Annotated in this window: 21 protein-coding genes and 1 pseudogene; 8 read left to right on the forward strand and 14 right to left on the reverse strand. The window is 70.6% G+C overall.

What is annotated here, in order from left to right:
* The first annotated feature begins 30 nt into the window (after positions 1–30).
* From EV186_RS11045 to EV186_RS11055, 3 genes are all read left to right on the forward strand, one after another.
* Positions 31–672: a GntR family transcriptional regulator gene (locus EV186_RS11045; protein WP_133849148.1), complete on the forward strand. Its 642-nt coding sequence runs from the start codon at positions 31–33 to the stop codon at positions 670–672.
* 3 nt (positions 673–675) lie between these two features.
* Positions 676–1,695 (forward strand): 1-aminocyclopropane-1-carboxylate deaminase, encoded by a 1,020-nt coding sequence (locus EV186_RS11050; protein WP_133849149.1) that lies wholly within the window; start codon positions 676–678, stop codon positions 1,693–1,695.
* 128 nt (positions 1,696–1,823) lie between these two features.
* Positions 1,824–2,567 (forward strand): D-Ala-D-Ala carboxypeptidase family metallohydrolase, encoded by a 744-nt coding sequence (locus EV186_RS11055; protein ID WP_133849150.1) that lies wholly within the window; start codon positions 1,824–1,826, stop codon positions 2,565–2,567.
* A gap of 98 nt (positions 2,568–2,665) precedes the next feature.
* Here EV186_RS11055 and EV186_RS11060 read toward each other — a convergent pair whose 3' ends face one another.
* The 6 genes from EV186_RS11060 to EV186_RS11080 all read right to left on the reverse strand — a co-directional run bounded on the left by EV186_RS11060 (position 2,666) and on the right by EV186_RS11080 (position 7,419).
* Positions 2,666–3,187 carry a hypothetical protein gene (locus EV186_RS11060; protein ID WP_133849151.1) on the reverse strand — a complete coding sequence of 174 codons (522 nt, stop codon included), beginning with the start codon at positions 3,185–3,187 and terminating at the stop codon, positions 2,666–2,668.
* 175 nt (positions 3,188–3,362) lie between these two features.
* Positions 3,363–3,872, reverse strand: a complete 510-nt coding sequence (locus EV186_RS11065; protein WP_133849152.1) for a hypothetical protein — start codon at positions 3,870–3,872, stop codon at positions 3,363–3,365.
* Positions 3,873–4,378: 506 nt separating this feature from the next.
* Entirely contained in the window at positions 4,379–4,816 is a 438-nt protein-coding gene (locus tag EV186_RS11070; protein WP_208115555.1) for a hypothetical protein, read from the reverse strand.
* A gap of 51 nt (positions 4,817–4,867) precedes the next feature.
* A complete protein-coding gene (locus EV186_RS38835) occupies positions 4,868–5,008 on the reverse strand; it encodes a hypothetical protein (RefSeq protein ID WP_166659115.1) in 141 nt (46 codons plus the stop codon).
* Between the two features lie 54 nt (positions 5,009–5,062).
* Positions 5,063–5,680: a universal stress protein gene (locus EV186_RS11075; protein ID WP_133849154.1), complete on the reverse strand. Its 618-nt coding sequence runs from the start codon at positions 5,678–5,680 to the stop codon at positions 5,063–5,065.
* Positions 5,681–5,856: 176 nt separating this feature from the next.
* Entirely contained in the window at positions 5,857–7,419 is a 1,563-nt protein-coding gene (locus EV186_RS11080) for a PucR family transcriptional regulator (protein WP_133849155.1), read from the reverse strand.
* Positions 7,420–7,798: 379 nt separating this feature from the next.
* Between EV186_RS11080 and EV186_RS11085 the strand changes: the two genes are divergently transcribed.
* From EV186_RS11085 to EV186_RS11095, 3 genes and pseudogenes are all read left to right on the forward strand, one after another.
* Entirely contained in the window at positions 7,799–8,377 is a 579-nt protein-coding gene (locus tag EV186_RS11085) for a DUF4386 domain-containing protein (RefSeq protein ID WP_243753967.1), read from the forward strand.
* 17 nt (positions 8,378–8,394) lie between these two features.
* Positions 8,395–9,247: pseudogene (locus EV186_RS11090) on the forward strand (SDR family oxidoreductase).
* Between the two features lie 102 nt (positions 9,248–9,349).
* Positions 9,350–10,159, forward strand: a complete 810-nt coding sequence (locus EV186_RS11095; RefSeq protein ID WP_208115557.1) for a MarR family winged helix-turn-helix transcriptional regulator — start codon at positions 9,350–9,352, stop codon at positions 10,157–10,159.
* 16 nt (positions 10,160–10,175) lie between these two features.
* Here the strand turns inward: EV186_RS11095 and EV186_RS11100 are convergent, their stop codons facing one another.
* From EV186_RS11100 to EV186_RS11135, 8 genes are all read right to left on the reverse strand, one after another.
* Entirely contained in the window at positions 10,176–10,625 is a 450-nt protein-coding gene (locus EV186_RS11100) for a DUF6098 family protein (protein WP_133849156.1), read from the reverse strand.
* A gap of 50 nt (positions 10,626–10,675) precedes the next feature.
* Positions 10,676–11,575, reverse strand: a complete 900-nt coding sequence (locus tag EV186_RS11105) for a coiled-coil domain-containing protein (protein ID WP_133849157.1) — start codon at positions 11,573–11,575, stop codon at positions 10,676–10,678.
* 200 nt (positions 11,576–11,775) lie between these two features.
* Complete coding sequence (locus EV186_RS11110) at positions 11,776–12,273, reverse strand: DoxX family protein (protein WP_133849158.1); 498 nt, start codon at positions 12,271–12,273, stop codon at positions 11,776–11,778.
* Between the two features lie 55 nt (positions 12,274–12,328).
* Entirely contained in the window at positions 12,329–13,549 is a 1,221-nt protein-coding gene (locus tag EV186_RS11115; protein ID WP_133849159.1) for a pyridoxal-dependent decarboxylase, exosortase A system-associated, read from the reverse strand.
* Positions 13,546–15,120, reverse strand: a complete 1,575-nt coding sequence (locus EV186_RS11120; protein ID WP_133849160.1) for an acyl-CoA ligase (AMP-forming), exosortase A system-associated — start codon at positions 15,118–15,120, stop codon at positions 13,546–13,548. Before EV186_RS11120 ends, EV186_RS11115 begins: the two co-directional genes overlap by 4 nt.
* Positions 15,117–15,383 (reverse strand): phosphopantetheine-binding protein, encoded by a 267-nt coding sequence (locus EV186_RS11125; RefSeq protein WP_133849161.1) that lies wholly within the window; start codon positions 15,381–15,383, stop codon positions 15,117–15,119. Before EV186_RS11125 ends, EV186_RS11120 begins: the two co-directional genes overlap by 4 nt.
* 55 nt (positions 15,384–15,438) lie before the next feature.
* Positions 15,439–17,268 (reverse strand): asparagine synthase (glutamine-hydrolyzing), encoded by a 1,830-nt coding sequence (gene asnB, locus EV186_RS11130; RefSeq protein WP_133849162.1) that lies wholly within the window; start codon positions 17,266–17,268, stop codon positions 15,439–15,441.
* Positions 17,269–17,430: 162 nt separating this feature from the next.
* A complete protein-coding gene (locus EV186_RS11135) occupies positions 17,431–18,969 on the reverse strand; it encodes an ArnT family glycosyltransferase (protein ID WP_133849163.1) in 1,539 nt (512 codons plus the stop codon).
* Between the two features lie 146 nt (positions 18,970–19,115).
* Between EV186_RS11135 and EV186_RS11140 the strand changes: the two genes are divergently transcribed.
* Positions 19,116–19,949, forward strand: coding sequence for an ABC transporter ATP-binding protein (locus tag EV186_RS11140; RefSeq protein WP_133849164.1), 834 nt, complete (start codon positions 19,116–19,118; stop codon positions 19,947–19,949).
* Entirely contained in the window at positions 19,939–20,712 is a 774-nt protein-coding gene (locus EV186_RS11145) for an ABC transporter permease (protein WP_133849165.1), read from the forward strand. The genes EV186_RS11140 and EV186_RS11145 overlap by 11 nt, the downstream gene beginning before the upstream one ends.

Genomic DNA, 20,712 nt, shown 5'->3' on the forward strand with positions numbered 1-20,712 from the left:
AGACGACTGTCGCGGCATGCAATATATTGCATGCCGGTCCCCTCCTCCTCGGTGCCGATCCGCCGCTCGCTGCTGCGCGACGACGTGCACGCTCGCCTGCGCGACGCGATCGTCGACTGCACGTTCGCACCCGGCGAGCCGCTGCGCGACCAGGACCTCGCGGCCTGGCTGGGGGTCAGCCGAACGCCGGTGCGGGAAGCGTTGCTGCGCCTGGGCGACGTCGGGCTGGTCCAGGCCGAGCCCGGACGCTCGACGATCGTGGCGCCGATCGAGGAGGCGGCGGTCCGCGACGCGCAGTCCGTCGTGGCGGCGATGCACCGGCTGGCCGTGGCCGAAGCCGTGCTGACCGCGGACGACTTGGCCCGGATGCGCGCGGCGAACCGCCGGTTCGCCAAGGCGGTGCGGGCCGGCGACGTGACCGCCGCGCTGGCCGCGGACGACGAGTTCCACGACATCCCCGTGCAGGCAAGCGGAAACGCCGCGGTGCGGATGGTGCTGGAACAGTTCACCCCGGTGCTGCGCCGGGCCGAACGACTGCGGTTCGCCTCGGCGCGGGCGAAGGAGTCGGTCGCCTTGCACGACCGGCTCGTCGAGGCCTGCGCCACCGGCGATCCCGCGGCAGCCGAGATCTCACACGAGATCTGGCGCGATCTCGCGTCCCGAAAGGACTGACCGATGCGACTGCACGAACACGCCCGCTACCCGCTGACGTTCGGGCCGAGCCCGGTCCAGCACCTGCGCCGGCTGACCGCGCACCTCGGCGGCGCAGAGGTCTGGGCCAAGCGTGAGGACGTCAACTGCGGCCTCGCATACGGCGGCAACAAGATCCGCAAGCTCGAGTACATCGTGCCGGACGTCATCGCCAGCGGCGCCGACACGCTCGTGTCGATCGGCGGCCACCAGAGCAACCACACCCGCCAGGTCGCCGCCGTCGCCGCGCACCTCGGCCTCAAGTGCCGCCTGGTCCAGGAGGACTGGGTCCCGTGGGACGACCCGGTCAACGACAAGGTCGGCAACATCCTGCTCTCCCGCATGATGGGCGCGGACGTGCGGCTCGACCCGCACGGCTTCGACATCGGCATCCGCGACTCCTGGAAGGAAGCGCTGCAGGAGGTCGAGGCCGCCGGTGGCAAGCCGTACGCGATCCCGGCCGGCGCCTCGGAACACCCGTTCGGCGGACTGGGGTTCGCCAACTGGGCGTTCGAGGTGGCCGAGCAGGAGAAGGCGCTCGGCGTCGTGTTCGACACCGTCGTCGTCTGCACCGTCACCGGATCCACGCACGCCGGCATGATCGCCGGGTTCGCCGCCCTGGCCGAAGAGACCGGCGTGCCGCGCCGGGTGATCGGCATCGACGCGTCGGCCACCATCGAGAAGACCCGCGAGCAAGTCGCACGGATCGCGCGGCGCACCGCGGAGCTGATCGACCTGGGCCGGGACATCCGCGACGACGAGATCGAACTGCTCGACGGCTGGGCCGGTGACCGCTACGGGATCCCGGTCGACTCGACCATGGCCGCCATGGAAACCGGCGCCCGGCTGGAAGCGATGATCACCGACCCGGTCTACGAAGGAAAGTCGTTGGCGGGCTTGATCGACCTGGTCACCAGCGGCGAGATCCCCAAGGACGCCACCGTTCTCTATGCCCACCTGGGCGGCCAGCAGGCCCTCAACGCCTACCACCGACTCTGGTCCTGAGGCACCGGTCACCCACCACGGCGGAAGCGGCAATCACATTCTTCGGTTTTGCACAAGCCTTACCGTCGCGGCAGTTGGACAGTAATCTTCCCACGGTTCTTGAGCCTTCTCCGTGAGGAAGGAACAACATGTCCCCTGCACCCCTCAGCCGTCGCCAGTTGCTCGGCGGCGCCCTCGCCGTCGGCGCCGGCGCGCTGGCCGGCCCTTTGCTGCTGGCCGGAACCGCCAACGCCTACGGGTGGTCCCGCACGCTCGTGGAAGGTATGAGCGGCGCCGACGTCACCGAGCTGCAGATCCGCGTCGCCGGCTACCCGACCAGCACCGCGAGCCACACCAGACTCGCCGTCGACGGCAGCTTCGGGCCCGCGACCACCGCTGCCGTGAAACGCTTCCAGTCCGCCTACGGGCTCAGCGCCGACGGGCAGGTGGGACCGAACACGCAGAGCAAGCTCAACTCCCTCGAGTCCTCCGACGGCTCGACGCTGCACTTCAACTGGAGCGAGTTCACCGACCGGATCAGCGGCACGTTCTCCGGCGGCAAGGTCAGCGCGACCGCCGCCAAGGAGAACGCACGGCGGTGCATGTACAAACTCGAGGCGTTGCGGCTCAAGCTGGGCAACGTGCCGATCACCGTGAACTCCGGGTTCCGCAGCATCCAGCACAATTCCGACGTCGGTGGTGCCAGCGACAGCATGCACCTCTACGGCACCGCCGCCGACCTCGACGTGCCCGGAATCTCCAACCGCACCGTCTACCAGAAAGCCGAAACCTGCGGGTTCTCCGGCCTGGAAACCTACAACGAGGACCACCAGCACGTGGACAGCCGTGCCGACCTCGGCCGTGCGTGGTGGTGGGAGAACGGCACCATCTGATCGTTCCCGGCAGGTGCCGACCCGCATTTCGTGAAACAGCGCCGTTGAGCGGTGGTCTGCGGTTTCCGGAATCCGCAGGCCACCGCTTCGCTAAAGGGCTACGGCCTCGCGTGGTGGGCGCCGACCATCGAGGACGCCAGCGCGGCGGTCTTCATCGAGTCGAAGCGGTAGGTCCGCACCTCGGTCACCATGCGCAGGTAGCGGTACGACTGGGTCGCGGAGTTCGACACCACCGCGGTTCTGGCGCTCGTGCCGATCATCAGCAGATACCCCTCCCCCACCTTGCGGCCGTTGCCGTCGAGGAAGTCCACCCACAGTTGCTGCGACAGCGTGCCGGGCGGATTGACGTAGGCCACCTCGAGGTCGCCGACGCCTTCCTCACCCGCGCCGAGGTCGACGACCAGCTGCCGGCCGAACTGACCCTGCACCGTGGCGTACCGCCCGTCCGGGGCCCCCAGCATGGCAGCCGCGTCGGTGATCACGACGGTCGAATCCGGCGCGATGGCGTCGAGGTAGGGATCCGCGGTGCCGGCGAGCGCCGGTGACGCCGCCAACCCCCACCCGAGCACCACACCCACCACGACGGCGAAACCACGCACTGACAACGGAACTGAACGCATCGTGTGAGTATCGGGTCGCTCGGGCCGCCAGCCGAGCCCATCCGGCGAACACGCACCAATCGGCCCAGCACGCACCCACCGGCATCGGCGGCATCGCCCACCAACTGCTGTTGCCACCCCCGGCCACAGCCGGCCGCAACCGATCGTGCACCGCTCACCGACGCCACGAAGCGGCCTACTCGAGGCGGGTGAGGAGGCCTTCGTTCGCAAGCACGGTGTGCGCGTCGGGATCGGTGATCAGTCGCTCCGCCTTGTCCAGCACGTTCCAGCGGCCGGCGGTGGCCAGCAACTCGGTTCGGAACGCTTCCCACGACTCGTCTCGGCCGTCCCAGGTGACGTCCCTGCGCCTCAAGTCGGGTAGGAAGGCGCCGGCCCACCGGCGGTCCACGGACTCCTCGCGCCAGCGGAGGTAATCATCGGCGAGGCGGTCGTGGGCCGCGAGTTGTTCGGCGACGGTGTCCATTCTGAGGTTGCTGTGAAAGCCGACGGCCGCCGCGTCCTGCAGCAGGGCGACAAAGGCGTTCACAAGTTCCGTGCTGGGGCCGTGCCTGGTCCAGGCGTCGGTGGCGGTGGCCCAGGTGACGAGATCGCCCCCGCAGTCATCCACCACGGCCTGGGACGTGCGCACCAGCGCCGCACACCAAGCCTCGAGGTCGGTGTCCCGAACCGGGAACGCCGTGATCAAGTCCATCACGTCGTCGGAATCCGACATCGTTCAGCCCTTCGCCGCAAACAGCACAACACCGCCAAAGGATATTGCCGGTGAATGCGATATCCACGTGCCGACCGGGCAACGCTGCCGTGCCCGAAAGGGTGACCGGACGAACTGCGCACCCTTGCCCCCAAGCGACTGTACGGATGGGCCAATCTCCACGTCTGCGATTGTCGAGGCAGGACAAGCCCCCACCGTGGTCCGAGCGCCATCCTGAAAGTGACACCACCCACTGCGGGTGATCACCAGCCACCGCCACCGACCACAGCCATTCCCCGATCCGTGGCGCCGGTGTCCGCACACCCGGCCCCACGGACCCCGCCGTCAGGGCGGCGCCCGCACGCCGCCCTGACGGCATACCTCCAGTCGAGCCGTCGGAACCGCCGACCGCCAACGCCGAACACCGCCAGTCACCGAACGCGGCTGGCGGTAGGTCATCGATCAGGACGTCGTGGACGAGGCTCCCGAGTGGCAGGTGATCACTTCGCGCCGGCCCACCGGCGTCCTGTTGTGTCGACCACGACCACGTCGTCGGGCAGGTCGAAGGCGACGAGCGAGCCGAGGAGCATGGGGCGCACGCCGCACAGCGTGAAGGTCGTGCCGCTGCCGACGGTGCGGCGCAACAAGGTGACGAGAAGGATCAGTTGCGCCTGCGGCAACTCGGTGGCATCGGACAGGTCGATGATGAACTCGCCGGGTTCTTCGGCGCCGTCCGCACCACGGTGGGCGTCGATGGCCGCCCGCACCCTCCGTGCGATGGTCGACAGGTAGCGGCCCAGTTCTCTGGTGTCGTCCCGGGTGAGCCGGATCCGCAGCGTCGGACGAACGGGTTGGGACACGTCGTGTCGGGGCAGGGGCGGTGCTCCCGGGTTCTTCGTCGGCGCCAACCGGTCACGGGTATCGAGAGTGGTACGCATCATTGTGCTCCTGAAATTGCAAAGCGCTGATTTTCCAAGGATGGGCCCGCGTCACCAGTTCTGCGGTGGATCGCTGGCCGGGAACGACTGCCGGCCCCATTCGTCGGGGAGGTCGGCGAGCCGGTCGTGATCGATTTCGGGTTGCGCGGTGGCTTCTACCAGTTGCGCTGGAACTGTGCGCGTGTCGACCATGTCACTTCCAGAGTTCGTAGGACTGTCCGATATCGCGGGCGATCGGCGCCGGTATCAGGTGCCGGACCGCTTGCCCAGGAACTGCCGTCGAGACCACGTCGGCCGCAGCGACACCCGGGCTTTGCGGCGAAGCCGCCGCCGCTCTTCGACTTTGGTCATGGCGGAGCGGACGCGATCGGGTGCTACCTGCCTCGGGCCCGAGGATTGCGTGGCGACTGCGACGGCGCCGAGCCGGACCATGCCGTTGCCCGCGGCCGGGCCGGCGCCGGCCGAACGTGCAAGCTGCGGCGCGACGAGCACCGGCACGTCGGTCAGACCGACGAGGCCGACGGCGGACCGCGCTCGGAGGAAGGCGCGGGAGCGGCCACGACGGCGTGCGCCGACCACGATCATGAGCGCCTCTTCGGCCCGCGCGACCGCGGCCAGGCCCTCCGCGACATCGCCGCTCACTCCGCGCGCTTGCGCGCCCGAGTCCGGCACCTCCGCCGCGATGACGTCCGCGGCCACCCGCTCGGCCGCGTCGCCGCCCTCCGACGACCCGTCACGCACGTGCACGGCGATCAGCCGGGCGGACAAGCGTTCGGCCAGCACAGCCGCGACACGCACCGCCGACCGAGCACCCGACGAGCGGTCGATTCCGCAGACAATCGTCTTCACAGTGGCGTTCTCCATTCGGTTCCACGATCAGGAAATGGCGTGATTCCCGCGTTGTCGCCGAATCACGCTGTCACCATCTACTATGCGTGAAATGCACGCCGTGCGCTTGTCCGTTCCCGACAACGAACAGAACTCCGTTTGTCGCAGCAGCACAGGTGGCGGGACTCACCCCTGGCGAATTCCGCAGGACGTCAGTTCTGGTCCGGTTTCGACGCGGCCGGTTGTGCGGATGGGCTGTCGAGGGCAGCGACCTCGATCGTCATCGCGAGGCGCTTGTCGGCGTCCTGCAGGTCCAACGCGGTGAGCTCGGTCATCTTGCGCAGCCGGTAGCGGACGGTGTTCTCGTGGACGCCGAGTTGCCGCCCTGCTTCCCCGGTGTCTCCTTGGGCCCGCAACCAGGCGCGCAGTGTGGCGACGTAATGGGTGCCGTGCTCGGCGTCGTGCCGCCGCAGTTCGGTCACCGGTCCCCGAGCCGGCGCGCGGCCCGATCGTGCGGCGGTGCGCAAGCGCTGGAGCAAGATCTGGTCCCACGACTCCTCGTAGGCCGGCGGGACGCTGCTCGAGTACCGGGTTTCGTGCAATGCCAGGCATTCGTCGGCCTCCTGGCGTGCCGCCGGGAGGCTGTCCGCTGCCGCCGGTGCGCTGATCCCGGCCATGACCGTCAGGTCGGCCGGCAGCGCGGCCCGCAGCGCGGTAACCCATGCGCGAGCGGCGGACGTGCCGTCCCCGGGAAGCACCGTATAGAGGGTGGTACCGGCCACCGCGCTGCGTCCGGGACGCGACCACCCGAAACCGGTGGTCGCCCGGTCGAAGGCCAGCAGCAGCGCGGCGTGCCGCTCCTGCTCGACGATGTCGACGCGGGAGGCGATGACGCGCATCGGTGCCTGGGGCAGGCCGAGCTTGCTCACCACGGTCGCGGCGTCCGCGGTGCCTTCCAGCAGTTGCAGGACAAGATCGGTCTCGACCTGGCGTTCGAGGTCCGCGCTGGCCCGGGACCGCAGCAGGTGCAGTGCGACCGTGCGGGCCCCGTCGACCAGGGCTTGGCGCGCCGCCCCGTCCAGGGGCTGGGGGCACGTCACCCACACCGAGCCGAGCAGTTCCCGGCCCGCGCGGACTGCCACCACCATGCGTCCGGTGAAGCCGTGCTCGGCGTCCTCGGTCACGAACAACGGCTCGTCCGACGACTCGAGATGGGCGCCCACCCCGCGCGCGGCGAAGAACGCACGCAACAACTCCGGCGCCTGGCGGCCAAGGATCGTCTCGGCCCGTGCCCGGTCGGCGTGCTGCTGTTGCCTGGAATAGGCCATGACCCGCGCGAGCCGGTCCTCGATGGTCACGGCGCCCCCGATGGCGTCGGCGAGGCTGTCGGCCAACGCGAACATGTCGGTCGGGCCCCGGCCGGACTCGGTTTCCCGGCCCTCGACCACCAGGCCGTACACGACCGCCGCCACCTCGCTCCAGGACACGGCCGGGTCGACGATGATCACGGCCACCGGATGCTCGTCGCCGGTCGGCTCCGCCGCGGCGTCATCGCGCACGAGCACCACGGCCGCGCGTGCGGCCTCGGCCCACCGCACCGCCTCGGCGACCGACCGCGCACCGATGGCAAGCAGCACGTCACCGACCACCGTGCGCCCGGCTGTCTGCTCGTGCAGCACCACACTGCCCAGCTCGGTCGACCGCGGCACCGGACACCGCACCAACCGCAGCCCATAGCCGCCGAGCACGTTGACCAGCCGGTCCAACCTGACCATGCCCGCTCCCACGCCGAGGCAGCCGATCCACCAGCCTAGCCATCCCCTGTCGCGAAATCCGGTGCGCGCAGAGGCGTCGTGCAGCAGCGGATGACGAACTCCTGAGGCGCCTGGGATCCAAATACCATTAGTTCCAGACTCGAACGCGCCTACTGTGCGGTCATCGGTGCAGCGGCCTCGGGGCCGGCCCTCCTGCTTCGCCCAGCGGCACAGGGGGACAGAACGATCAACACCATCGCGCAGGCACCAGGCACGGCAAGGGGCACAACGGATCCGATGCGGCGCACCGCGCGCATTGCGGGCGCGTTGTACCTGATCACCTTCATCTCGATCCCCACCCTTTCGTTGTACAAACCGGTGAAGGACAACGCGGGACTTCGTGTTGGGCGTCGGCAGCCAGATCGGAGTGCTGTGGGGCGCGCTCACCGAGGTCATCGTCGCCTTGGCCGGCATCGGCACCGCCGTGGTGCTCTACCCGGTCGCCCGGCGGCAGAGCGAGCTCGCGGCCCGGGGGTTCGTCACCGTCCGGGTGCTCGAAGCCGCCATGACCTTCGTCGGCGTCGTCGCCCTCTTGTCGATCGTCAGCCTGCGGCACACCGCGACGACGGGCGGTGCCGATCCGGCCGCGCTGGTCACCACCGGGCACGCGCTCGTCGCGGTCTACAACGCGGAGTTCCTGCTCGGTCAGAGCCTGATGCCGCCGATCAGCGGACTGCTGCTGGGTTACGTGATGTACAAGTCCGGCCTGGTGCCACGACTGCTGCCCATCATCGGGCTCATCGGCGCCCCCTTGCTCCTCGCCTCCGACCTGGCGATCTTCTTCCAGCTCTACGCGCCGATCTCGCCGATCGCCGTCCTCGCCGCGCTGCCCATCGCCGCGTGGGGGTTCTCGCTCGGTGCGTGGATGCTCTTCAAGGGCTTCAAGCCGTCCTCGCCGCTGATGGTCGCCTCCCGGTGAGCGGTGGCGCGGTCTCGATGGCGGGAAAGACCGTGCTGATCACCGGGGCCAGCGGCGGCATCGGGAAGGCGACGGCCCTCGGCCTGGCCGCGATGGGCGCGCACGTGGCCATCACCGGACGCGACCGCGGCCGCACCGGGGGCGCGGCCGACGACATCCGCGGCGCCGGTGGCGAAGTGGCGGTGTTCTTCGCCGATCTCCTCGCAGGCGCAGGTACGCCGGCTGGCCGAGCAGGCCCTGGCCCGCCTGCCGCGGATCGATGTGCTGATCAACAACGTCGGCGGGTACTGGAACACCCGCCACGTCACCGTCGACGGGCTCGAACGCATCTTCGCCCTCGACCACCTGGTGCCGTTCCTGCTCACCAACCTGCTGCTCGACCGGATCACGCACAGCGCGCCGGCACGCGTGATCACCGTGTCCTCCAACGCACAGGCGATGGGGCGGATCAGGCTGGACGACCTGCAGGGCGCGTCGGCCTACTCCGGCGCCGAGGCCTACAACCAGTCCAAGCTCGCGAACATCCTGTTCACCTACGAACTCGCCCGACGGCTGGCGGGTACCGCCGTCACCGCCAACGCGCTGCACCCCGGACTGGTCCACACGTCCTTCGGCGCGGAGGACCCCGGCCGCACCCAGCGGTTGCTCGTGCCGGTGCTGCGCCCGTTCATGAAGTCCCCGGCCGGCGGCGCGGCCATGTCGATCCGCCTGGCGGTGGCGCCGGAACTGCGGCACGTCAGCGGCCGCTACTTCGCCCGCGGCCGGCCCAAGCGATCGGCCAGGAGCAGTTACGACGAAACCCTCGCCGCGCGGTTGTGGCAAACCAGCGCCAACCTCGTCGGCCTGACCCTGGGACGCCGCCAGTCATAGCCCGGAGAATCGGCCGGCGTGTCGAATCCGTGCGGTGTCGTTCGTAGCCATGGTGAACGGCCGCCCGCCAGGGGCGCTGTCCGACCGTGGGAGGCGCGACCGATGCCGCACGCACAGGCCAAGATCCACCGCATGTTCGAGCTCGTCGAGCCGATCGCCACCGTCACCTTCGCCGCAGGGCCGACCGAGGCGTTCGTCGCCCTCGGTATGCGCAACTACTGGGACGGGTATTTCGCCGGCCGGGCCGCGCCGCTGGGGCCGGCACCGGCCGAGGTGGTGCACGCGGTGTTCTACAACTTCGCCGACGGCGAGGTGGCACGCCACATCCCGTGGGTCTGGGGCAAGATCACCCCGCAGGAGGCCATCGCCGTGCGCGAGCGGGCCAGCGCCACCGAGCTGCGGCGGCGGATCGGGGAGCTCGCCGAGTCGCCTGAGCTCGTGCGAGCCGCCGACCTCGCCACCCGGGCCGCGACCAGCGCGCTGACCGAGGGCCGCCCGCTGTACGCCGGGCTCCGCACGATCGACGTGCCCAAGGACCCCGTGGCCCGGCTCTGGCACGCGGCGACGCTGCTGCGGGAGCACCGCGGGGACGGCCACAACGCCGTCCTCGTCGCCCACGGCATCAGCGGCACCGAATCGCATGTCCTCATGGCGCTGGCGCTCGGGATGCGGGCGGAGGAGTTCGGCCGGATCCACCACCTGCCCGGCGCGCAGCTGGCCGCGGTCGTCGACCGGCTGCGCGACCGCGGTCTCGTGGCCGCCGACGGCGGGTTCACCGACGCCGGCCGCGCGACCAAGCAGCGGATCGAGGTCCGCACCGACGAGCTGGCCGCGCCACCGTACGACGTGCTCAGCGCGGACGAGCTCGACGAGCTGGTCGCGACGCTCGAGCCGATCGCGGCGGCTGCGTAGCCCGACCGTGCCCGGATCACGAAGGGGTGCGGTCCAGCGGGCCCCAGTCCGCCCGGTGCTCGGTCAGGGTGGCGTCGACCTCGTCGAGCACGTCGGGGTGGATCCAGGCAACCGGCCGGCAGACCTCGATCAGGGGTTCGTTGTCCGGACCGCGCGCCACCTCGCGGCCCCGCGCCACCCACGGCCGCACGTCGGCACCGCGGATCTCCCGCAAATGCCGGTAGTCGTGCAGCCGCCGGGCCACCCACAACCGCAGCGACCGGTCGCCCCACCACTGCTCGACGCGCAGCGGATTGGCCGACAAGCCGGGCAGCGGCACGCCGGTCAGCTCGTCCCTGCTGCTCGTCTGCTCGTCCAGGGCCGGACCACGGGACCAGCGAACGTACAGGTTCGCACCGTTGTCGGCCTCAGTGACGAGCGTGACCAGCGCGTCCAGGCTGTGCAGTTCCGGCAGGGCATCGGTCATGGCCGACGACTACCCCGATCGGTGGTGTCTTGCACGCGACAGCTCGTTCGTCACGCCGCCGCACCTCCGTCGTGGTCGCGAGGCAGGCCGCGCAACGCGCCGAACCGCTCGGAGATCGCGGGTTCGCCCGCCGTTTCCTCGGGCAGCGGGGCAAGCAGTGGCTCGGCCTCGGCCAGCAACTCCTCGGCCGTGCGCAAGGCGGCGGCGACCTGCCGTCGGCGCTCGTCGAGCCGCGCCGCCTCCCGCTGGGCCGTGCCGACGATGCGTTGCGCGCGTTCGGTGGCCTCGCGGACCAGCTCGGCGGCCCGCGCTCGCGCGGCGGCCTGCTGATCGGCGATCTCGCGCGCCGCCTCGGCGCGGCGGGCGGACAGGGCGACCTGGAAGTCGGCTTCGGTCTGCTCGCGCAGCCGCGCGGCCTGCTCGTCGAGGTCCCGGCGGCGCTGTTCGGCTTGCCTGCTCAACGCGTCCACCTGGTCGTGCGCGCGGCGGATCAGCTGCCGGTGCTCGTCCTCGAGCTCACGGCGCCGGGCGTCGAGCTCGGCGACGAGGCGTTCGTGGCGTTGACGCAGCCGGTCCGTGGCGTCGCGGGTGGTGGCCCAGCTCTCCTCGGCGGCGGCGCGGGCCCGTGTGGTGATCTCGGTGGCTTCGGCGTGGGCGAGCTCGACCCTCCGCCGCAACCGCTCCGTGAGGGCGTCGGGGTCGATCGGGGTCCGGCAGATGCGGTCGAGCTGTTCGCGCAGCCGGTCGTTCTGCGAGCGGGCCTGTTCCAGTTGCCGGGTCAGGTCTTCGGCCCACGACACCGCGGCGTCGCGGTCGGTGGCCAGCAGCCGCAGCTCGGCCTCGACCGCTGCGACGTAGTGCTGGACCTGACCACGGTCATAACCGCGCACCACGACGTCGAAGTCCGTGTGCAGCGGTACCAACTCCTCACGACTGGCCGTGGACGTCACGGACTGCTTCCTCCTTTCGACACCATCAGTCGCGCCCGCCAGAGCGCTCATCCCAGATGACGAACATGCGCCCGCCGGTGTTCCCAAACCTGAGCGGTTGTCACTCGACCGGCGAGTGATCTACTCCGCACGCGAACAGGCGACGGCGGAGCTTGGCTCCGCCGTCGCTGTTGTCGATCGGTCTCGTCCGTTGGGGACGGTCAGACGTCCGGGCAGTGCATGCCCACGGCGCCCTGACCGACGATGACCGGGATGGGTTCCCGGACCACCGGCACCGTTCTGACGCGGCGCCTCGCGTCCAGGGCGATCCGGCCCGGGCCGACCGCGGCGATCAGCAGGAACGTCCAGGAGAACATCGCGGCCGCGTCCCCGTTGTTCATGACGGGGAGCAGTCCTGCCTTCTGGTGCACGGAGAAGTACGCGTACGCCATGGTTCCCGAGCAGATGATCGCGGCCACGCGGGTGAACAGGCCGAGCGCCACGAGGACGCCGCCCACCAACTCGATCACCGCGGCGTACCAGCCCGGCCAGGCGCCGAACTGCACGGCGCCGCCGTGCATGCCCACCGCACCACCGAGAACGCCGAACAACGAGGCCACTCCGTGGCAGGCGAACAAGAACCCGACCACCATCCGCGCCGCCGAGTGGACGACCGGGGCGAGGTTCGGGGTGTTGTCGAACTTCAGTTGTATTGCCATTCGATTCCCTCCACTGTCCATTCCTGCTCGGATGTGCGTGCTTGTTGCCCGCGGCTCAGACCACGACCTCCAGCGGCGCCGGGTGGCTGAGGAACGCGGTCGGGCTGGCCGTGAGCCCGTAGGCCCCGGCCTGGAACAACGCGATCAGGTCACCGATGCCCGCCTTCGGCAGCTCGACGTTGTCGCCGAGCAGGTCCAGCGGCGTGCACAGGCAGCCGACCACGGTGACCGGGCCGGCCGGCTCGGCGTCGATCCGGTTCGCCACCGCGATGGGGAAGTTGCGGCGGATCACCTGGCCGAAGTTGCCGGAAGCGGCCAGCTGGTGGTGCATCCCGCCGTCGACGACGAGGAACGTCTTGCAGCGCGAGGACTTCCGGTCCACGACCCGGGTGATGTACACACCCGCCTCGCCGACCAGGTAGCGGCCGAGCTCGACGACGATCTGCGCCTGTGGCAACAGCTTCGGCACGGCACCGGCCATCAGCTCGTGCAGGTTCTCGCCGATCGGGCCGAGGTCCAACGGCTGGTCGCGGTCGGTGTACGGGATGCCGAACCCGCCGCCGAGATTGAGGTACCGCACCGGCCCCGGGGCGGCGTCGCCCAGCCGGCCCGCCAGTTCGACGGTGCGCCGCTGCGCCTCGCAGATGTCGGCGTGGCGCAGGTTCTGCGACCCGGCGAACATGTGGAAGCCCTGGAAATCCAGGCCGTAGTCGGACAGCGTGGCCAGCGCCGTGGGCACCCGCTCGGAGTCGATGCCGAACTGCTGCGGCCCGCCACCGAGGCGCATGCCGGAGCCGCGCACCGTGAAGTCGGGGTTGACCCGCAGCGCGACGCGGGCGGCGATGCCGGTCGCGACGCTCGCGTCCCGGGCCACCACCAGCTCGCGCTCCGACTCGACCTCCAGCACGACGCCGGACGCGACGGCCTGGCAGACCTCCGCCTCGCTCTTGCCCGGTCCGGCGAAGCCGATCCGCGACGCGGGCGTGGGTGTGTCCAGCGCGTTGCGCAGCTCGATCCCTGACGCCACGTCGAACCCGTCGACCAGGCCGCTGAGGTGCTGCAGCAACGCGGGCATGGGGTTGGCCTTGACCGCGTAGTGCAGGTGCACCCGCTCGGGCAGCACGGCCCGCACCTCGGCGACCCGCTGGGTCACCAGGGCCCGGTCGTAGGCGAAGAACGGCGTGCTCCCGACGCGCGCGGCGAGCCGCTCCACGTCGATGCCGCCCACGGCCAGGCGCCCGTCCATGCGCTCGAACGCCCCGATCGCCGCGGTCATCCGAGCACGCTCCTACGGACCTCGCCGCGGTCGAACTTCCCGTTGCCGGAGCGCGGGAGCTCGTCGCGCACGAGGATGCGCTTGGGCACCATGTACGCGGGCAGTTCCTCGGCCAGCGCCTTGGTGAGCGTGCCGGTGTCGCACGTCTCGCCGCCGTCCGGCGCGGTCACCACGAGGACGACCTCCTGGCCGAGCCGCTCGTCCGGCACCCCGATCGCGACCGCCTCGGCGACGAGGCCGGTGGCGTAGGCCACCTCCTCGACCTCGGTCGGACTGACCCGGTAGCCGGAGGTCTTGATCATGTCGTCCGTGCGGCCCACGAAGTAGAGGAAGCCTTCCTCGTCGCGGTAGGCCACGTCGCCGGACCACACGGCGGGCTCGGCACGCACCGGTCCGTCGCCGGGCGGGTACGGCCGGAACCGCTGCGCGGTGCGAGCCGGGTCGTTCCAGTACCCGAGCGCGACGAGCGCGCCCCGGTGCACGATCTCCCCGTGCTCGCCGGGGGCGGCGACCGTGCCGTCCGGGCGGACCACGAGGACCTCGGCGTTGGGGATCGCCTTGCCGATCGAGCCGGGCCTGCGGTCGACCTCGGCCGGATCCAGGTAGGTCGACCGGAACGCCTCGGTCAGGCCGTACATCAGGTAGGGCGCCGCGTTCGGGAAGGTCTCGCGCAACCGGGTGAGCAGGTGCTGCGGCAGGTGCCCGCCGGTGTTGGCGAAGTAGCGCAGACCGGCTCGCGCCTCCGGCGGCCACTTCGCCGCAACCAGTTGCAGCCACAGGGGCGGCACGCACGTCAGGGCGGTGACCCGGTGCCGGGCGACCAGCCGCACGACCTCCCGGGGCATCAGGTAGTTGACCAGCACGACGTGCGCCCCCGCGATCAGCGCCGTGCTCAGCTGGCTGAACCCGGCGTCGAAGCTCAGCGGCAGCACCGAGAGCACCGTGTCGTCACTGGTGTGGCGCAGGTAGCCGGCGACGCTGGCCGCGCCGGCGAGCATGTTGCGGTGCGAGAGCACCACGCCTTTCGGCTTCCCGGTGCTGCCGGAGGTGTAGAGGATGGCCGCGACGTCGACGTCGATCACGCCGTCGGCACTGTCGGCACCGTCGGCAAGTGGTTCGGCCGTGCACAACGACTCCCACGACGGTGCCGTGTCCTCGTCCTGGCCACCGACCAGGACGACGTGCCGCAGCTCCGACAGCCGGTCCAGCTCACCGAGCACCGCGTGGTGGCGCTCCGGCGAGGTGATCAGCACCCGGGCGGCGCAGTCGGCGAGCACGTGACCGACCTGAGCGGGCCGGAACACCGGGTTCACCGGCACGAACACGCCGCCCGCAGCGGAGACCGCGAGGAACGCGACCACCGTTTCCAGCCGCTTCTCCAGGTAGACCACGACCCGTTCGCCGCGGCGCAGGCCGAGCCCGCGCAACCCGGCGGCCGCGCGGGCCACCTGGTCGGCGAGCTCGGCGTAGGTCAGCGTCTCGTCCCGGAAGGTCACCGCGGGCCGGTCCGGCTGCCCGCACCGCACGAGATCGTCGAGCCGGATCAGGCACGAGGACTGGGCGGCAGTCATGACTCGGTGCTTGCCGCGCCCACGATCGGCGAGAGCGAACGCCACAGCGAACCCACCGTGGCGAAGGTCGCCTCGTTCAGGATCTCGTCGGGCAGCTCGACGTCGTACTGCGCCTCGATGTCGGCGAGCAACTGCACGGTGCTCATCGAGTCGAGACCGAGCCCCGAAAGGTCACTGGACTCGTCCAGCGCGCCCGTGCCCGCGAAGGGCAGGTGCGCGTGCAACAGCTCCTGGAAATCACTCGGGATTTGGGTAGCAGTCATCGGAAACCTCATCGGAAATTGTCGGAAACGCTGCTTCGGGAAAGGGACAAGACCCTCAGAGGTCGAACACGACGTCGTAGCGCGTGGCCCATTCGTGGCCGGCCAGCGCGCTCTCGAGGCCGTCGCGCACCAGCAGGCCGGCCTCGGGCGGCGCCTGGGTCATCCCGCCGAGCGTCTGCTCGTTGATGACCTTGAGCATCGGCGCGGACTGCGGGTCGGCCAGCAGCTTGCCGACCTCGTCCTGCAGCGTCGCCAGGTAGGCCTTCTCCTGCGGTACGGGGAACGGGCTCTTCACCCGCTCCAGCACCGAGGTGGGCAGCACGTCCTTCACGGCGGCACGCAGCAGGCTCTTCTCGCGGCCGTCGAAGGTCTTCATCGCCCACGGGGTGTTGAACACGTACTGCACGAGCCGGTGGTCGCAGAACGGGACGCGCACCTCGAGCCCCACGGCCATGCTCATCCGGTCCTTGCGGTCGAGCAGAATCTGCACGAACCGGGTCAGGTGCAGGTAGCTGATCTCCCGCATGCGCCGCTCGAGGCCGGTCTCGCCCTCCAGGCGCGGCATGCCGGCCAGCGCCTCGGCGTAGTTGTCGGCCCGGTAGGTGCCCAGGTCCAGCTTGGCCTCGAGGTCGGGGTTGAGGTAACCGGAACCGTCGACGTTGTGCAGCGCGACCAGCCACGGGAAGTCGGTGCCGTTGACGACGTTCTCGTCGTGGAACCAGGCGTAGCCGCCGAACACCTCGTCGGCCGCCTCACCGGACAGCGCCACCGTCGAGTGCTCGCGGATCGCCTTGAACAGCAGGTACATCGAGTTGTCGATGTCCGCGGAGTTGGGGGTGTCCCGTGCGATGACGGTGGCGACGCGCGTGGCCGGGTCCATCAGGTGCGCGGCGTTCAGCACGACGTCGCTGTGCGTGGTGCCGGCGAAGGCGGCCACGTCGTGGGCGTAGGGCGCGTCCGGGGTGGAGCGCAGCTCGTCGGGCACGAAGCTGTCGGCGAGGCCCGCGAAGTCGACCGAGAACGACCGGACCGGGTCGCCACCCGCGGCGGTGACCACGCGGTTGGCGAGCGCGGTGATCGCACTGGAGTCCAGACCGCCGGACAGCAGGGTGCACAGCGGGACGTCCGCGACCACCTGGCGGGCGACGATGTCGTCCAGCAGCTCGCGGATCCGCTCGATCGTGGTGGGCAGGTCGTCGGTGTGCTCGTCGGCCTCGAGCGCCCAGTAGCGGTGCTCGGTGACACCCTCGCGGCGCACCCGCAGGAAGTGACCGGGGCGGACCTCGTTGACACCCTTGAAGATCGCGGTGCCCGGCGTCTTGATCGAAGCGAAGACCTCGCGCATGCCGTCGAGGTCGACCACCGGCGGCACGAGACCGCTCGCCAGGATCGCCTTCATCTCCGAGCCGAAGACCACACCCTCGCGGGTGTCGGCGTAGTACAGCGGCTTCACGCCCATCCGGTCGCGCACCAGCAGGAGTTCCTGCGTGCGGGCGTCCCAGATCGCGAAGGCGTACATGCCGTTGAGGTGGTCGACGAACGCGGTGCCCCACTGCAGGTACGCGTGCAGCACGACCTCGGTGTCGCTCTTGGTGCGGAAGACGTGGCCATGGCCTTCGAGTTCGGCGCGCAGCTCCGTGAAGTTGTAGACCTCGCCGGAGTAGGTGATGGCGACCGGGGCGACGCCCTCGGCGGTCATCGGCTGCTTGCCGCCCTCGATGTCGATCACCGCGAGCCTGCGGTGGCCGAGCCCGGCGTGCCCGTCGACGAAGATGCCCTCCTCGTCGGGGCCGCGACAGATCATCGTGTCCGTCATGGCCTGCAGAGTCGGCCTCGCGGACGCGAGATCACGCTCGTAATTGACCCATCCCGTAATACCGCACACCGGTGTCTCCCTGAATTGGCTGGGGAAATGGCTGCCATTCCCGGACACCCGGGCCCGCAGCTTTGATGATCGCCGTCACATCGAACAAGGCGACTATTTCTCCGCCGCGTGGTCACGGTCAATGGGGAGAACCGGCAGGCAACTTGCTGCCGTCGGGTAAAATCAGTAGAAATGGCGCAGCCGGGGCCACAGGACCGACCACGGCGAACTGGGCCCGTCGCACAGTTCGAGCAAGGTGCCCTGCTCCGGGTTGTGCACGCCGTGGCCGTTGTCCACCGTGCCGGCCACGCGGCAGCCGCGGAACTGCGCGGCCAGCTCGGCGTTGGCGGGGAAGCGCACCAGCAGCACCGGACCGGTCGCCGAGTCGGGCGGCACGCCCCAGTCCGCGAAGCTCATGTGCCCGGAGTACGCCCTGGGCAGGCCGAAGGGCGTGCCGTAGCGGTCGATCGCCGCCGCCTCGCCGTAGTTCTGCGTGAAGATCACCGCGCGGCCCCGCTCCCCTGCCGGGATCTGCCGCCACACCCCCGCCACCGACCCGGCGAGCTCCGGCCAGCCGACCTGCTCGCCCTGCTCCTTGTTCACCGCGTTCACCGGGTTGAGCGAATCGACCGGCCACACCGGGAGCGCGGCCCCGACGTCGACCACCAGCGAGAGGAGCACCGCCGCCGGCACTAGCCAGGCTCGCCTGCCCCGAGCGGCCCAGGCGAGCACGGGCTGCGCGCCCGCCGCGAGCAACGCGATCAGCAGCCCGAGCAGGTAGTAGGGCTTGCCCGCCACAGCGAGCATCACGACCACGAGGGCCAGGTAGGTCACGGGCAGCGCGCGGGCCCACCGCACCGCGGGATCGCGCAGCAGCCGCCAGATCCCGGCGAGCCAGAGCGCGGCGTAGGGCGGTGCCAGGTAGACGAACTGGAACGGCACGAACGTCACCCGGTTCTCGACGCCGTTCTCGGTGCTGATGCCGGAGGCCACCGTCAGCTGCGGCCACCCGTGGGCCGCCTGCCAGACCAGCGTCGGCGCCGCGACCGCGAGCGCGACCACCACCCCGGCGGCGAGCCACCAGGTGGCGAGCGCCTTGCGCGGTCCCACGGCCAGCAGGGCCACCAGCAGCGCACCGACGAGCACGACCACCAGGAACTTGTTCAGCAGGGCGATCCCGGTGACCGCGCCGATCGCCAGGTACCAGCGGCCGTCACCGGTGCGCACCACCCGCAGCACGAGCAGGCAGAGGACCAGCCAGGCGAGGTTGTCGAAGGTCGAGGTGGCGAGCATGTGGCCGGTGGTCAGGATCGCCGAGGAGGTGGCCACGGCCACCGCCGTCAGCACCTGGGGGCCGCGGCCGGCACCCAGTTCGCGGCTGACCAGCGCGGCGACCACGACGATCGCGACGCACAGCAGCGCGGCCACGACACGCAGCCCCATCGGGGTGTCACCGAACAGGCCGGTGCTGAGCCGGGCCAGCAGCGGGGTCAGCGGTGGCTGGTCCACGTAGCCCCAGGCCAATCTGCGACCGGCCTCGACGAAGTACAGCTCGTCGCGGTGGAACCCGTAGCGGCCGGACAACGCGGTCAGCACCGCGGCCATGACCAGGGCGACGGCGACGACCGGACCGGCCGCGAAGGCGGGCAGCCGCGTCGCACGCGGTGACCCGGCCGCCTCCGGCGACTGCGAACGGTCCCGGGTTCGTTGCCCTGTGCGCATGCCGGCGAGCCTATCCACGGCCGTCGGCGCGCCCCGGACTCGTGGCGGTGGCAGCTAGCTGACGGCAGTCATTGCGGGCTGTCGGCGCCGTCGGCGAGGTCCGATAGTCGGTCCTGGCCGCTGACGTACCCCCGCAGGAGGTGACTGTGCTCGACGCTATCGGTCTCACCAAACGTTATGGTGCAATCCAGGCCCTCGACGGCCTCACCCTGCACGTGGGGGACGGCGAGATCGTCGGCCTCGTCGGTCACAACGGCGCCGGCAAGACGACGCTGGTCTCGATCCTGGCGGGGCTGAACAAGCCCGACGGCGGGTCGGTGCACGTCGACGGGATCGATCCCGTCCGCGCCCGCGACCGCATCGGCATCGCACCCCAGCACATCGCGCTCTACCAGTCGATCACGGTGCGCGAGCACCTGCGGCTGTTCGGCGGCCTCGCCGGGTTGCGCGGCCGCGCGCTCGCCGCGGTGATCACCGAGCTGGTCGAGGCGTTGCGGTTGACCGAGTTCGTCGACCGGCGGGCCGGGTTGCTCTCCGGCGGCCAGCAGCGTCGCGCGCAGGCCGCCGTCGCGCTGGTCCACCGGCCGCGGTTGCTGCTGCTGGACGAGCCGACCGCGGGCGCCGACCCCGAGACAAGACAGGCGCTGCTCGACGTGGTCAAGGACCGCGCCCGCGACGGCGCCTCGATCATCTACACCACCCACTACCTGCCCGAGCTGACCGAGCTGCGGGCCACCATCGCCGTCGCCCAGCAGGGCCGGATCATCGCCCGCGGCACCAGCGCGGAGCTGCTCGACCGGCTGGCGGGCGAGGTGCTCCTGCGCTTCGACGTCGGCGAATACCGCACCGCCACCCACGACCCCTCGGCCACGCTGGTCGACCTGGTCAGCCGCGCGCGGTACCCGATCCGGGGCGTCGAGCTGCGCACGCCGACGCTCGACGACCTCTACCGTTCGCTGGCGGCCGCAGATGTCCACTGACTCGACGCACCGCATCTGGGTGCTCGTCAAGCACAACGCATTGATCCGCTGGCGCGACCCGGGGCAGATCATCAGCTACCTGGTCCTGCCGATGGCGATCATGGTGATGTTCAAGCCGCTCTACCAGCAGGCGCTCAACCGGTTCGCGGGTGACGACCAAGGCGCCCTGCAGGTAGTCACCGGCCCGCTGATCATGTTCTCCATCTTCGCCATGGCGGTGGTCGGGCACTCGGTGTTCCTGGAACGCCAGTGGCGGACCTGGGACCGCCTGCGCACCAGCGCGGCGTCGACCGGCGAGCTGCTGATCGGCAAGACGGTCCCGGTGTTCGTGATCCTGCTGGCGCAGCAGCTCATCCTGCTGACGTTCGGCTGCCTCATCACCGGGCTGTCGTTCCCCAGCTCCTTCGCGCTGGTGCTGCTGGTGCTGGTCATCTGGGCGACCGTGCTGATCGCCATCGGCACCGCCCTGGCCACGCTGATCCGCAGCATGGCCGAGCTGGGCATGCTCACCGACATCGGCTCCATGGTCGTCGCCGCGCTCGGCGGCGCCCTGGTCCCGGTCAGCATGATGCCCGGCTGGCTGCAGCTGCTCGCGCACTTCTCGCCCGGCTACTGGGGTCTCGAAATGTTGCGGGCGGCCTTCCGCGGCGACGCGGGCGCCGTGGTGGCGCCGGCCGCGATCCTGCTCGCCGCCGGCCTCGCGGCCGGTCTGTTCACCGTCCGCCGGCTGGCCCGCGGCTGGGGCCGCAGCGCACTGGTCTGA

This window comes from Labedaea rhizosphaerae (assembly GCF_004362825.1).
Lineage (GTDB): Bacteria > Actinomycetota > Actinomycetes > Mycobacteriales > Pseudonocardiaceae > Labedaea > Labedaea rhizosphaerae.